Genomic DNA, 14,322 nt, shown 5'->3' with positions numbered 1-14,322 from the left:
TCCCTGTCATTGGCGATCCACCCTGCCGCAAGGCAGCCCCATAGTCTGGCAGCTCATGCCACCCCTTTCGACCCGCTCAAAATGACACCTGTCGACGAAAGCAGCCCGGCCATCCACGCCCGATCCCATCTGGAGCGCTCGCGCCGGGGCTCTACTATGCCGAAAAAACAGCCTATTGCATTTACTTTCCGTACCAAATGCGGCTTAAGGCTAGAGGCAAAGCTTGTCAAAAAATGGTTTTTGTATCCATACTGCATTTACGCGACCTTGAGAGATCTCCTCCCCTCTCCGGCGCTATCGCTCCCAACAACAACCTTTCACACCCAGGTGCGATACCATGACAAGCACTCAACACACATCGCCGCCCCCTGCCCCTTCGACGCGCTCCGGTACGTCATCTCAAGCGACGACGCCCTCCTCGGCCAACGCCAGCGATCATCTGCTGGAGGCGGCGATCCTGCCGGTATGGCTCAATCAGCGCACCATCGGCTTTCTGGGCTTCATCTGGCTCTGGATCGGCATGGCCGTCATCATCGCCACCTTCCAGCTAGGCGCTGGCGGTGTCGCTGGCCTGCCACTGGTCCAGGTGGTCGCCATCATCTTCCTGGCCAACCTGGTCCTGGGCGTGGTGATGAGCCTGACGGCCGATATCGGGACCGAGCACGGCCTGTCGTTCGCGGTCTATCTGCGCGCTCCCTTCGGCCTCAAGGGCACCCACCTGCCCGCCGTATCACGCGGCATCGTCGCGGCTATCTGGTTCGGCGTCCAAACGTACCTGGGGGCGCTGGCCCTCAACGGCATCGTCGAATACCTGTGGGGCCTCGACAACTGGGTGCTCTGGTACCTGCTGTTCGCCGTCGTGCAGATCGTCAATACCGCCCTCGGTATCCGCGCGGTAGAGCTGCTGGCGTCGATCGCCGCGCCCTGCATCGTGGCCATCTCGGTATGGATGTACTTCACCCTGGACGTACTGGCCGAGACCCAAGGCATCAACATCTGGACCTTTGCCGGCGATCAGGACGTGGCGGCGCTGGGACTGTTCTTCGCCAACATGGCTTTCTGGTCGGCGCTCGCCGTCGATATCCCCAACCTCACCCGCTTTCTGAAGACCGAGGCGGGTGCCAGAAGCTTCTTCCAGCGCAACCGCAACGTCTTCGTGGCGCAGTTCCTGGCGCTGCCCGCCACACAAGCCTGGATTGCACTGATCGGCGGCGTCTCCTTTATTGCGGCGGGCGACTGGAACCCGGTCACCGTCATCCAGGGCCAAGGCGGCGGCTTCACCCTGATTGCGCTGCTGGCCATGGTGATCCTGGCCCAATGGTCGACCAACAATGCTGCCAACCTGATTCCGGCGGCCCTGACCTTCGTCAATGCCGGGGCGCCAAGGGTCAGCTATCCGGTCGCGCTGGTCATCGCGGGGGTGGTCGGCACCGCGTCAATGCCATGGCTGATTCTCGATAACCTGTTCACCTTTCTGAGCTACTACGGCGCCGTGCTGTCTGCCGTCGGGGGCATCATGGTGGCTGACTACTATCTGCTGCGCCGGCGTCGCCTCAATGTACCCGCGCTGTTTGATCCTGCAGGGCAGTTCCGTTTCTGTGGTGGCTTCAATCCCGCAGGGCTGATTGCCTGGCTCGCCGGTGGCACTCTCGCGCTGATCTTTCTCGAGTATGCCTACGCCGTGGGTTTCGTCACCGCCCTGGTGGTCTATGTGGTACTGATGAAGGCCTGGATCCTGCGCCGGTACCCTCAGGAGGAGATCCGCTCAGGCTTTGATGACCGCTTCCTGGCCACCTCGGTGGGACGCAACTGGGTCTATACCGAGCAGGGACGCTTCGAACGCCTGGAAACCGGTGACATCCCCGACTCCGCGCTCAAGCGCGAGGATCGCTGAGTCGTCGTCTGGTGCCGCCCGCGGCGGCGCCCACCAACCGCAACAGGAGACGTGCATGCCTGCCTCCCCCTTCACCGCCCTGGCCATCGGCGAGGCCATCCGACGCGGCGAACTCGATCCGGTCGCGCTGACCCGCCAATGCCTGACCCGGGCCGCCGACAGTGACGCCGTCTTTATCTCGCTGACCGAGCAACGCGCTCTGGTGGAGGCCGAGGCCTGTGCCCAGCGTCAGCGCTCGGGCACCCTGCGCGGACCGCTCGACGGTGTGCCGCTGGCCTGGAAGGATCTGTTCGATATCGCCGGCACCGCCACCACCGCCGGCGGCAAGGTGCAGGGCAAGACGCCGGCCGCGCGCGACGCCGAGGCGGTACGCCACGCAGCCGGCGCGGGCATGGTCGGCATCGGCAAGACCAACCTCACCGAGATCGCCTACTCGGGGCTGGGCCTGAACCCGCACTTTGGCACACCGCACCATACGCCAGCCGGCGCCGAGCCACGGGCGCCCGGCGGCTCGAGCTCAGGCTCTGCGGTGGCGGTCGCAGCAGGCATCGTGCCCGCCGCCATCGGCACCGACACCGCGGGCTCATTGCGTGTCCCGGCGGCCTTCAATGGGCTGGTGTCCTATCGCCCCTCCCAGGCCCGCCACTCGCGCCAAGGCGTGACACCGCTGGCCGACAGCCTGGACACCATCGGCGTCATCGCCACCACCCTCGAGGACTGCCTGGCCATCGACGACACGATGCGCGGAAGCGCGCCGCTGGCCCGCGCCGCCGCCGCGCCCGAACAGTCGGTGATCGTGCTCGATACAGGCTGCCTCGACGACCCGAGGGTATCCCGCGCCGTGGGCGACAATCTGGAGGCCTGCGCCAGCCGCCTTGAGGACGCCGGCTTCCACATCATCCGTCGCCGCGTGGCCAGCGTCGCCGACACCCTGGAGGCCATCGCCCGCCACGGCTGGCTGGGCGCGGCGGAGGCCTACACCGAGTATCGCGCCTTGCTGGAAGGCCCCGATGCCGAGGCCATGGACCCCCGGGTACGCAAGCGCCTGGCGGCCGCCCGCCAGATGCCCCCGGACAGCGTGGTCAGCCTGTACCGCCTGCGCCGGGCGCTCAAGACTCGGCTGCGCGAGGAGCTTGCCGGCGCGACCCTGCTGACGCCCACGGTGGCGCATGTGGCGCCCTTGCTCGCGCCGCTGGAAGCCGACCCCGAGCACTTCGCCGAGGTCAATCTGGCGACGCTGCGCCTGAGCATGGTGGCAAGCCTGCTCGACTCGCCAGCGGTGGCGCTGCCCAGCGGACGTGACGACGACCGCCAGCACACCAGTCTGCAGCTGAGCGGACCCTGCGGCGAGGACGAAGCACTGCTGCGGGTGGCCCTTGCCGCCAGCTCGGCGCTGACGGCCTAAATTACATTCATTCGGCGCCGACGGCGCCATCGGAGGTTGGCATGTGCGGACTGTGCGGTGCATTCGGCGGCGAAAGCCACTGGAGCACCACCATCGAGGACCCCGAGCAGGCCCACTTCGCGCGCAGGCGCGCCCGTGCCTACCGGGTCACCCTGATCAATCGGGTACTTGCGCCGAGTCGCATTACCATCGAGGACTTCCAGGCGGCCAGCTTCGTGTTGGCAAACGCCACCGGCAAGCGCGATATCGTGCAGGACCTGGGTGGCGTCTGGCAGCAGGCCGAGCAGATGTGCGGACGCCAGCTGGACCCGTTGGATGCCGATTTTCTGGCGTCTCTTGCCTGACACCATCGCGCGACACGAGACTCCCTTATGAGCGAGAACACTCCCCTGCTCCCCGTCCATGTGATCTCCGGATTTCTCGGTGCAGGCAAGACCACCCTGCTGAAGTCGGTCCTGGCCAGTGAGGCATTTGGCGATAGCGCAGTGCTGATCAACGAATTCGGAGACGTGGGGCTCGACGACCGGCTGATCGGTGATATTGCCGAAGACGCCGTACTGCTCTCCAGTGGCTGCGTCTGCTGCACCATCCGCGGCGAGCTGTCCGAGGCGCTCAGGCGCTTGCTGACTCGACGCCAGGACGGCGACATACCACCGTTCAAACGAATTATCCTGGAGACCACAGGCCTGGCCGATCCTGGCCCGATCGCCTCCACCATTACCGCCGATCCTGTCTTGCGACACCACCTGCGTCCCGGCACCAACCTGACGCTGGTGGATGCCGTCAATGCCGTCGACAGCCGCGCCGCTCACCCGGTCTGGGAGGCTCAGGTCGCCGTGGCCGACAAGCTGGTGATCAGCAAGACCGACCTGGTGGAGCACCATGCGCTGACACAGCTCGAATCACTGCTGGATGCGCTCAACCCCGCTGCTCAACGGATGGGCAGGGAAGCCCTCGATCAGCCCAGTGATAGCCTGTTTGCCAGCGGCCCACACCTTCAGCGGTTCACCCCTGGGCAGGTCAAGGACTGGCTGGGGCCATGGCGCAACCCCGTCCGACATGACCCCAACCATCTCGGCAACATCCGCTCCTTTCGACTGGGCCTGGAAGGCGACGTGGACTGGACGTGCCTGGGCATCTGGCTGTCCATGCTGCTTAATCGCCATGGCAGTGACATCCTCAGAGTCAAGGGGGTGCTTCACGTGCACGGAGATGACCGCCCGGTCGTGCTGCATGGCGTCCAACACACGATTCATCCGCCTGAGCATGTCGAGACGTGGCCGGCGCACGACCGTCACTCGGAGCTGATCTTCATTACCCGCGACATCGATGCCGAGCGCGTGACACAATCGCTGACGACCTTCATGGAGCGCATCAGCGATCACCCCAGCCCAAGGATTCAGCATGCCTGACACCCAGCACGACGCCCCCTATGTGCAACGTGGCCCCGTGACCCTGCGTGTGCTTGGCACCTCAGTGACGCTGCTCGAGAGCATTCGCGAGCGCGCCCGAGAAGATCTCGGTCTGCGCCTGGAGTTCACGGTGATGGACGGCGTAGCCGCCCAGAGAGCTGGCGTGCTGGCCCCCGACAGCTTTGATATCTACGATCAGTGGTTCCACAACGTCGACTTCGTATGGCCCGCAGGCGCCATTCAACCGATCGAGCTGAGCCGTCTGGAACACTGGGAGTCCATCAACGACCTGCCCAAGACCGGCCGCCTGACGCCCCATGCCCCAAGAGGTGCCGGCGGCAATCCGGTGGACCGCCTCTACGTCCAGCCCGACGGCAGCTGTGGCCCACGGCCGACGGAACACATCACCATGTTGCCCGTCAGTCACAACGTCGACAGCTTTGGCTACCGTCTAGACATGCTGCCGGAGGGACTCTCCGACGCAGAAGAGAGCTGGGCCTGGCTGCTGGACCCGCGCTGGCGCGGCATGGTCAGCCTGCAGAACGACAGCGCCATCGGCGCCATTGACGCGGCTCTGGCCGCCCAGGCAGCGGGCTTGGTGACCTTCGAGGACCTGGGCAACCTGAGCGTCAATGACATCGATACGCTGATTGACTGCCTGATCACCCTCAAGGGAAAGCAGCACTTTCGCACCTTCTGGAGCAACCAGGATCAGGCCTCCTCGGATATGGTGCGCGGCCGCGTCGGCATCGAGAGCCTGTGGTCGCCAGCGATGACGGCGCTAAAACAGCGTCAGATCAAGGTGCGCATGGCAGCGCCACGGGAGGGGTACCGTGCCTGGTACGGCGGTATGTCGCTATCTCGAGGTGTCACGGGCAGAACCCTGGACGCCGCCTACGACTACCTGAACTGGTGGCTCTCTGGCTGGCCCGGCGCGGTGATGGCCCGTCAGGGCTACTATATTTCCACGCCGGAGCTGACACGCCCTCACCTGACTACCGCCGAGTGGGACTTCTGGTATGCCGGCAAGCCGGCGGCAGAGGAACTCGCGGGCCCTTCAGGGCCGTGCGGCATGATTCACAAGGGCGAGGTACGCGACGGCGGAGATTATCTGACCCGCATGAGCCGTATCGCCGTCTGGAACACGGTCATGGACGAACACAACTACCTGGTCAGACGCTGGAACGACTTTATGTCGGCGTGAGCCTGTCGCTAGCCCAGCGCCTTGACGATCAACTGAACCCCCACCACCGCCATGGCCAGTATCACCAGCCGGTAGAATAACCGCTCGTTGACCCGGTGTTGCAGCCACAGGCCAGACCTGATGCCGAACCAGGCCACGGGCACCAGCGCCAGCGACGCCCAGATGCTGGTGAGGTTGATCTCGCCCAGCCACAGGTAGGGTGGCACTTTCATGGTGTTGACGGCGGCAAACACCAGAGTGGTGGTGGCGATGAAGGTGGTCTTGGGCAGTCGCCTGGGCACCAGGTAGAGGTTCATCGGCGGCGCCCCGGCATGGGCAATAAAGCTGGTGATGCCGGTGGCAATGCCCGCAGGCCAGGCCCAAAGGGGGGCGATCGGCTTGGAAGCCGCCGGCTTGAGCACCATGTAGACCACGAACAGCAAGGAAATCACCCCGAGCAGCAGCCTGACGTGATCCTCATCGAGACGGCCCGCCACCAGGGTCGCCACTACCACACCGATCGCCATGCCGGGTATCAGCCGCTTCACCTCGGCCATATCCTGATGCCCCCACCAGGCCTTGACCGCCAGCCCATCCATCACCAGCAGCAGGGGCAACAACAGGCCGGCAGCAGCGATGGGGTCGATGGCCAAGGCCATCAGCGGTACCGACAGGGTGCCGAACCCTCCGGCAAAGCCGCCCTTGGAAATACCGGTCAAATAGGTGGACAGGATGATCAGGCCCCAGGCGAGCCAGGAGTAATCGGGAAGCATAGCGATCCTTGCGCACGACGACGCCGAAGCAAGCCTGCTTCGGCGTCTTTATCAGGGGTCGGGGCAACCATGCACCCCAGGCCCCAGCATGCCACACCATGCTCACCTATGGCAGCGGGCAGCGGCGTTTCGCTTGCTGGCTGAGCCGCGAGGCGCTTGCCTGCTGGCGTTACTTGGCGGCCTGCATCGCCAGGGCGGTATCCAGCATGCGGTTGGAGAAGCCCCACTCGTTGTCGTACCAGGCCATGACCTTGACCAGGCGGCCGTTGACGCGGGTGTGGTTGGCGTCAAAGGTCGAGGAGGCCGGATCGTGGTTGAAGTCGATCGACACCAGCGGCTGGGCGTTGACGTTAAGTACCGGAGAATTGGCCGCCGCCTTGGCGACGATCTCGTTGATCTCTTCCTTGGTGGTGTCGCGTGAGGCAGTGAACACCAGGTCGACCAGCGACACATTGATGACCGGCACCCGCACCGCCAGGCCATCCAGCTTGCCATTCAGCTCCGGCAGCACCTTGCCCACCGCCGCCGCGGCGCCGGTCTTGGTCGGGATCATGGAGTGGGTAGCACTGCGCGCGCGGTAGGGGTCCGTGTGGTACACGTCGGACAGGTTCTGATCGTTGGTGTAGGCGTGAACGGTGGTCATCAGACCGTTCTCGATGCCCACGGCATCATTCAACGCCTTGGCCACCGGCGCCAGGCAGTTGGTGGTGCACGAGCCATTGGAGACGATGATGTCGCTGGCCTTAAGCACGCTGTCATTCACGCCGAAGACAATGGTGGCGTCGCCATCGGGGCTAGGCGCCGACACCAGCACCTTGGCGGCACCAGCGTCAATGTGCTTGCCGGCATCGGCACGCTTGGTGAACAGCCCCGTGCACTCCATCACGATGTCCACGCCAAGGGTTGACCAGGGAAGGCTGGCGGGATCACGTTCGGACAGGATAGCGATACGATCGCCGTCGACGCTCAAGCTTTCCTCGTCATGTTCTACCTTGAAAGGAAAGTGTCCATGGGCCGTATCATGACGCAGCAAGTGGGCGTTGAGGGACGGATCGCCCAGGTCGTTGATGGCCACGACCTCGATACGATCCCGGTAGCCGTTCTCGTAGAGCGCGCGAAGCACATTGCGGCCGATGCGACCAAATCCGTTGATGGCAACCTTGAGAGTCATAGCGAAAATCCCCCTGAGCGGCGAAAAACAATCTTGCGTGAAGGCCATAGAGCTCGACGGTAGGCGGGATTGATGAAGTTGCACATCCCCCGCAAGGACGTCGTCAGTGGGCACCAATGTGGTACAGACAGCGCCGGGACTCAAGCACTATTTTGCTAAACTTACAACATTTTCAGCAAAACATTGATAGAGGACACTCTAATAGTTCCCGTAATTCGCCAACTTGCTTGCGATTCAGCTCTAGAACCTTAGCGGTTCATACCTTAGTCGCACGGCATCTTCGTAGTAATATTACCTTCAACACACTATGGTATCCCTGAACATGGTGACACCATTCACCCCGCCTTTCATCGGAGGCCTCGCATGTCTCAGCCCGTCAAGGAAGTCAGCCGTGTACTCCCGGCTCGTAAACGCATCGCTCTGGTCGCCCACGATGGCAAGAAGCAGGAGCTGATGGACTGGGCCTCACGCTGGAAGGACACCTTGACGGCGCACCAGCTGGTCGGCACCGGGACCACGGCCGCCCGTCTCAGCCACACCCTGGGACTGGACGTGGAAGGGTTGATGAGCGGTCCGCTGGGCGGTGACCAGCAGATTGGCGCCAGGATCACCGAACAGGCGTTAGACCTGCTGATCTTTTTCTGGGATCCGTTCTCGCCGCAGCCTCACGACCCTGACGTCAAGGCGCTGCTGCGTCTTGCTGCCCTTTGGAACGTGCCGGTGGCCTGCAATCCCTCCAGCGCCGACTTCATGATGAGCTCCCCCTGGCTCGGCCAGGACTACGAGATGAGGATACCCGACGCCCAGGCGTGGATTTCTTCTCGTAGTGACAACAACTAATTCGTATCGAGGATTCATCCGTGTTCCAACTGACCCGAAGCGTGACCTGGCAATCGCTGCTGAAGCTGCGTGAAGAAACCGCCAACGACCGCATCCGTGACTACTTTGCCGCTGATCCCAAGCGATTCGACAAGATGAGCCTGCGCGTGGGTGGGCTCTTTCTCGACTACTCCAAGCATCAGATCTCCGACAAGGTGCTCGACAAGCTGATGGAGCTGGCAGAACACTCTGCCCTAGTGCAGCGGCGCGCGCAGATGTTCTCCGGCGATATCATCAACGTCACCGAGGACCGGCCGGTCCTGCATACCGCATTACGCAACCTGGGCGACACGCCGGTCATTGCCGACGGCAAGGATGTGATGCCCGAAATCCACGCCACTCGCGAGCAGATCAAGCGCTTCTCTGAGGAAGTGCGCAGTGGCGCCTGGAAGGGCTACAGCGGCGAGCGTATCCGCGACATCGTCAACATCGGCATCGGCGGCTCGGACCTGGGGCCCAACATGGCCAGCCGCGCGCTGCTCAAGTACCGACAGGCGGACCTGAACTTCCATTTCGTCTCCAACGTCGATGGCGCTCATATTCAGAAGGTGCTGAGAAGCCTCGATCCGGCGACCACCTTGTTCATCGTCTCCACCAAGACCTTCTCGACCCAGGAAACCCTGCTCAACGCGCGTACTGCCCGTCGCTGGTTCATCGAGAATGCGGGTGATGATGCCGACATCGGCGCTCACTTCATCGCTGCCTCGACCAACCGTAAAGCGGCCGTGGAATTCGGCATCCGCGAAGAGAATGTCTTTGAGTTCTGGGCCTGGGTCGGCGGACGCTACTCGATGTGGTCGTCGATCGGCCTGCCTATCGCGCTGGCTATCGGCTACGACGGCTTCATCGAGATGCTCGAAGGCGCCTACGAGATGGACCAGCATTTCCTGTCCGCGCCGCTGTCCGACAACATGCCGGTGCTGATGGCGCTGATCGGCATCTGGTACATCAACTTTGTCGGCGCCGAAACCCAGGCCATCGTGCCCTACGACCAGGCGTTGCATCAGCTGCCCGCCTTCCTGCAGCAGCTCGACATGGAATCCAACGGCAAGTCGGTGGATATCTTCGGGCGTCCCGTGGACTACAAGACCGGGCCCATCGTCTGGGGTCAGACCGGCTCCAACGGCCAGCATGCCTTCTTCCAGCTGCTGCACCAGGGCACTCGCTATGTGCCCATCGACTTTATCGCGTCGCTCAAGCCGGAACCCGGCGTCGAGGACCACCACTTCGCCCTGCTGACCAACATGCTGGCTCAGGCCAACGCCTTCATGGAAGGCAGTAGCCAGGGCGGCGACCTGGATCCTTACAGCTGTCCAGGTAACCGACCCTCCAGTGTGCTGCTGCTCGATGAATTGACGCCGCGCAACCTGGGCGCCTTGATCGCTCTTTACGAGCACAAGGTGTTCGTCCAGGGAGTGATCTGGAACATCAATTCCTTTGACCAGTGGGGCGTCCAGCTCGGCAAGCGGATTGCCGGTGAGATCAGCGAAAAGATCGACGAGCGCAGCCAGGACTTCGACGCCTCGACCCAGGGACTGCTGGGTCTGGTAAGAGAACACTTCAGCGCGGCAGAAACACCCAGGAACAAGCACGCTGAGAAAGCGACCAAGACGTCCCGCAAGGGCGCATCGTCCAAGCACGACGCAGCAACGAAACCCTGACGACAGCAGACCTTCAAGCTCGCTCCAGACACCCTGCGGGGCGAGCTTGACTGCGTTCAGTCTTCGCCGCGCTTCGCGCCAACCGCCGCCGTGCGTCGGGCCAATACGCTGCGTGCACGGGCATCTCCTGCCCAGGCCGCCCCAAGCCACAGTGGAACACTCACCGTCAGATAGGCCAAGGCCAGGCCGGGGCGCCCTGCGATGACCAGTTCAGCCACTTCCAGGCTGAACAGGGAAAAGGTAGTAAAGCCACCACAGAAGCCTGCCACCGCCCAAGGGTGCAGACGCGCCAGACGCCGGCTGCCACTCAGACCCGCGTGGGTGGCAAAGCGGGCGATCAGCCAGGATCCCAGCACATTGACCAGCAGGGTCGCCCAGGGAAACGGAGAAGCGACAAGCCCTGCCACCATCATACCGACGCTGAGGCGACACACCGCGCCCAGGGCGCTCCCCACCCCGACGGCCAGATACAGCCATGCCACTTCGCGGCGGATCCTCATGGGAGCGCCTCCCTGCCCAGCAGCAGGCCATCGATGAGACTACCCAGCATCCATCCGGCGGCCACCGCCGACAAGCCGACGATCAAGGTCACGCCCACGTTTGCGATGGCCGCCATCAAGCGCCCTTCTCGCAACAAGTCGAGGGTTTGCAGGCTGAACGAAGAGACCGTGGTGAAGCCACCCATGACCCCAGTGAGTAGCATCAGCGCCAGCGTTGAACCGGTCTCCAGCAGGCTTGCCAGCAGACCTATCACCAGGGCACCGAGCAGATTGACCAGCATGGTGCCCCAGGGAAACCGGCTGCCCCAGGCCGAGGCTGCCCAGCGGCTGACGAACAGCCGCCCCATGCCACCCAAGGCTCCTCCCAGCGCCACACTGGTCAGCGTCCACCCATCCATCGCCTTGCGCTCCGACAAAAGCGTCATGGTAAGCCAGTGGCTGCCCTTTGTCGTGGCGACACACCAGCAGATCCGGGGAGCGATTTACTACGCAAAACCGGCACGGCACAGAACGTTTCTGTCAAAGCAGGCTCTCAATGCAGGTGCCCGCCTGGCAGGGACGCGAAAAAAAACGCCGCCCGGGAGGGCGGCGAACTTGTGCTTGCCTAGCAGGGATGAAGCGCATGGGATGCGTTCACCGTCAATATGGCACAGAATTGGCAATACGTACAAGTTTTGTACATCATTGATGACGTACAAGCGCTGATCGAACATGTTAGCCTGCGCCAGAATCGCTCGATCATGCCCTCGCCTGTCCTCAGGCTCCATCAATTACAGGAGAAGGTTTGCGTGATGCCCTCACGACTCTGCTCTCGACTCTCACGCGTGCTGCTGCTCGCCCTGATATTGTTCGCTGGCCCAGCCTTTGCTCAGCAAGCGGATGGAGATGGCACCGCAAACGCTTCTGGCGACGGCCCAGCCTATTCGACCCTGGCTGACCTGCTGGAAAACGAGCAGTCTCGTAGCCAACTGATCCAACAGCTGCGCCAGATGGCGGAGAACGCCCCGGAACAGGCTCAAGCTGCCGGCGGCGCGGCCATCGATACCGCGGCCGATGCGACCTTGCCAAAACAGCTGGCCGATATGACCAGCCGCGTCGTCACCGAATTTGGCTTTCAGTTCGAGAACCTGGTCAATATCTTCGGAGCCATGGTGAATGGCGCCTTCTCGGAAGGTGAGCTCAACTACGAGCTCTTCACCGAAGCGGCCATCAATCTCGGACTGGTGATTCTGGCCACCTTCGTCATGTTCGTGGTCATCCGACGACTGGTCAGGCCGCTGTTCACCCGCCTGAGCCAGTATTCACAGAATGGCCAGACGCTGAATCCGACCATTCGGCTGGTGCTGTGTGTGGTCCTGGCCGTGATCGTCGACGCCGCCGTGGTCGGGCTTGCCTACGTGGGCGGCAACCTGGCCGCCACCTTCGCGATTGGTGAAACCGGAAGCCTGTCGACAAGGGCATCGCTGTTCCTGAACGCCTTCCTGGTCATTGAGCTGCTGAAGGCGGCTGTCCGCATGTTGTTCGCCTCCCGCTACGAGGGGCTACGCCTGCTGCCGATTTCCGCCGAAAATGCGTCCTACTGGAACCGCTGGATCGCGCGCCTGATCGGGCTGACCGGCTACGGCCTGATGGTCGTGGTGCCGCTGATCAACACCTATCTTTCCTACAGTGTCGGCGAGGGAATTGGCGCCCTGATCATGATCGGTGCCTACCTGTATGCCATCACCGTGGTACTGATCAACCGCACCAAGCTGCGGGATGCGCTGTTCGATTCTGCGGTGCGTTCCAGCCTGGCCGCCTCCGGCGTGGCACTGCGTATGCTGGGTCGTACCTGGCACCTGTGGGCCATCATCTACTTCTCGGTGGTGCTGGTACTGACCCTGACACGTCCCGAGGACGCTCTGCCATTTGTCTTGATGGCCACGCTGAAGACTCTCGGCATCGTGCTGGCGGCCATGCTGATCTCGCGGCTGCTGGTACAGGCAGTAGGACGCCGCATTACCCTGTCCAGCGAGCTCAACAAGAAGCTGCCGCTGCTGGAAACCCGGCTTAACTCTTACGTGCCCACCCTGCTGCGCATCGTCAACGTATTGATCCTGATCGTTGCCGCCATGGCGCTGCTCAATGCCTGGGGCGTGTTCGACATGGCCACCTGGTACGCGTCAGAAGCCGGGCGCCTGCTGGTCAGCCAGGTCATCAATGTGGTCATTATCCTGGTGGTGGCTGCCGGCACCTGGATCGCTCTGGCCAGCTTCATCGAGCACAAGCTCAACCCCTCCACTGGCCGTGGCGTGCCATCTGCCCGGGCCCAGACCTTGCTGTCGCTGTTCCGCAATGCCCTGGCGATTGCCATCGTCACCATGACGGCAATGATCGTGCTGTCGGAGATCGGCATCAATATCGGGCCATTGATCGCCGGTGCCGGTGTGCTGGGTCTGGCTATCGGTTTCGGTGCGCAGAAACTGGTTCAGGACATCATTACCGGTATCTTCATCCAGGTAGAGAACGCCATGAATACGGGTGACGTGGTGACCCTGGGCGGTATTACCGGTACCGCAGAAAAGCTCAGCATCCGTTCGGTGGGTATTCGTGACCTGCACGGCACCTATCACCTGGTTCCCTTCTCCAGTGTGGATGTGGTGTCCAACTACATGCGTGGCTTTGCCTACCATGTCGGCGAATACGGTGTGGCATACCGCGAAAACGTGGATGAAGCGATCGTTGCCCTGCGCAATGCCTTCGACGAGCTGTCGTCGGACGACCAGTGGAAGACGGAAATTCTCGAGCCTCTCGAGGTGGCGGGTGTCATCGCCCTGGCCGATAGCTCGGTGAACATTCGTGTCCGCATCAAGACCACACCAGGCAACCAGTGGGCCATCGGGCGCGCCTACAATCGCCTGGTCAAGATGCACCTGGACGAGGCGGGTATCGAGATTCCCTTCCCTCATACCACCGTCTATTTCGGCGAAGACAAGCAAGGCAAGGCACCTGCCGCCAACCTGCGTCTGGTCGAAAAGGACGTGGTATCCACCGGCAAGGAGAAAGATACCGCGCCACTACCTGGAGAAGAAGGCAGCGTCGACGCCCCTCGCGAGCACGAGACCCGCGAGTACGCTGAAACCAATGCCAAGTTCCGCGGTGACTATGACCCGGAAGGCAATTGACCTGATCTTCAGTAACAGCGAGGGCGGCCCATGGGCCGCCCTCTTTTTTTCGCTGCTGGTAACGCCTACCCCACACGTGGCTCCTGGCATCTCCCACCTGGCGCCAGGCGGCTCGCCTGTCCCATACGGTTCCTGGCAGCACCTGGCGGCTCGCCTATCGCTGGAACCACTCCCATGCAGCTCCTGACAGCTCCTGGCAGCGCTCATCCGGCACCTGAAGATGGCAGGCCTCCTGCCACGAGCTCGGGCGCCTTGTGTGACGCTCGGCCATGTTCAGCGC

12 protein-coding genes are annotated in these 14,322 nt (G+C 62.8%); 8 read left to right on the top strand and 4 right to left on the bottom strand.

Annotated elements, in window-relative coordinates:
* The first annotated feature begins 337 nt into the window (after positions 1–337).
* The 5 genes from KUV86_RS08180 to KUV86_RS08160 are packed head-to-tail and all read left to right on the top strand — an operon-like array spanning position 338 to position 5,915.
* Positions 338–1,894: an NCS1 family transporter gene (locus tag KUV86_RS08180; RefSeq protein ID WP_224907803.1), complete on the top strand. Its 1,557-nt coding sequence runs from the start codon at positions 338–340 to the stop codon at positions 1,892–1,894.
* 55 nt (positions 1,895–1,949) lie between these two features.
* Positions 1,950–3,299: an amidase family protein gene (locus KUV86_RS08175; RefSeq protein WP_222484358.1), complete on the top strand. Its 1,350-nt coding sequence runs from the start codon at positions 1,950–1,952 to the stop codon at positions 3,297–3,299.
* Positions 3,300–3,340: 41 nt separating this feature from the next.
* Positions 3,341–3,643 (top strand): hypothetical protein, encoded by a 303-nt coding sequence (locus tag KUV86_RS08170; protein WP_206942323.1) that lies wholly within the window; start codon positions 3,341–3,343, stop codon positions 3,641–3,643.
* Positions 3,644–3,670: 27 nt separating this feature from the next.
* Positions 3,671–4,711: a CobW family GTP-binding protein gene (locus KUV86_RS08165; RefSeq protein ID WP_222484357.1), complete on the top strand. Its 1,041-nt coding sequence runs from the start codon at positions 3,671–3,673 to the stop codon at positions 4,709–4,711.
* Positions 4,704–5,915, top strand: coding sequence for a PotD/PotF family extracellular solute-binding protein (locus KUV86_RS08160; RefSeq protein ID WP_224907805.1), 1,212 nt, complete (start codon positions 4,704–4,706; stop codon positions 5,913–5,915). The genes KUV86_RS08165 and KUV86_RS08160 overlap by 8 nt, the downstream gene beginning before the upstream one ends.
* 8 nt (positions 5,916–5,923) lie before the next feature.
* On the opposite strand, the gene KUV86_RS08155 is transcribed toward KUV86_RS08160, so the two are convergent.
* On the bottom strand, positions 5,924–6,667 hold the full coding sequence (locus KUV86_RS08155) for a sulfite exporter TauE/SafE family protein (protein ID WP_222484355.1): 744 nt from the start codon (positions 6,665–6,667) through the stop codon (positions 5,924–5,926).
* Between the two features lie 169 nt (positions 6,668–6,836).
* Complete coding sequence (gap, locus tag KUV86_RS08150) at positions 6,837–7,838, bottom strand: type I glyceraldehyde-3-phosphate dehydrogenase (RefSeq protein ID WP_222484353.1); 1,002 nt, start codon at positions 7,836–7,838, stop codon at positions 6,837–6,839.
* A gap of 363 nt (positions 7,839–8,201) precedes the next feature.
* Between gap and KUV86_RS08145 the strand changes: the two genes are divergently transcribed.
* On the top strand, positions 8,202–8,678 hold the full coding sequence (locus KUV86_RS08145; protein ID WP_222162175.1) for a methylglyoxal synthase: 477 nt from the start codon (positions 8,202–8,204) through the stop codon (positions 8,676–8,678).
* Positions 8,679–8,698: 20 nt separating this feature from the next.
* Positions 8,699–10,378: a glucose-6-phosphate isomerase gene (gene pgi, locus KUV86_RS08140; protein WP_222484352.1), complete on the top strand. Its 1,680-nt coding sequence runs from the start codon at positions 8,699–8,701 to the stop codon at positions 10,376–10,378.
* Between the two features lie 56 nt (positions 10,379–10,434).
* Here the strand turns inward: pgi and KUV86_RS08135 are convergent, their stop codons facing one another.
* A complete protein-coding gene (locus tag KUV86_RS08135) occupies positions 10,435–10,878 on the bottom strand; it encodes a fluoride efflux transporter FluC (protein WP_222484351.1) in 444 nt (147 codons plus the stop codon).
* Complete coding sequence (crcB, locus tag KUV86_RS08130; protein ID WP_224907807.1) at positions 10,875–11,303, bottom strand: fluoride efflux transporter CrcB; 429 nt, start codon at positions 11,301–11,303, stop codon at positions 10,875–10,877. Before crcB ends, KUV86_RS08135 begins: the two co-directional genes overlap by 4 nt.
* A gap of 366 nt (positions 11,304–11,669) precedes the next feature.
* Here crcB and ybiO point away from each other — a divergent pair, with 366 nt between their 5' ends.
* Positions 11,670–14,042, top strand: a complete 2,373-nt coding sequence (gene ybiO / locus KUV86_RS08125; protein WP_222484350.1) for a mechanosensitive channel protein — start codon at positions 11,670–11,672, stop codon at positions 14,040–14,042.
* Positions 14,043–14,322 lie beyond the last annotated feature (280 nt).

This window comes from Halomonas sp. DP8Y7-3 (genome assembly GCF_019801675.1).
GTDB lineage: Bacteria > Pseudomonadota > Gammaproteobacteria > Pseudomonadales > Halomonadaceae > Halomonas > Halomonas litopenaei_A.
The sequence above is the reverse complement of the archived record's forward strand: the minus strand, read 5'-3'. Positions and strand labels throughout refer to the sequence as shown.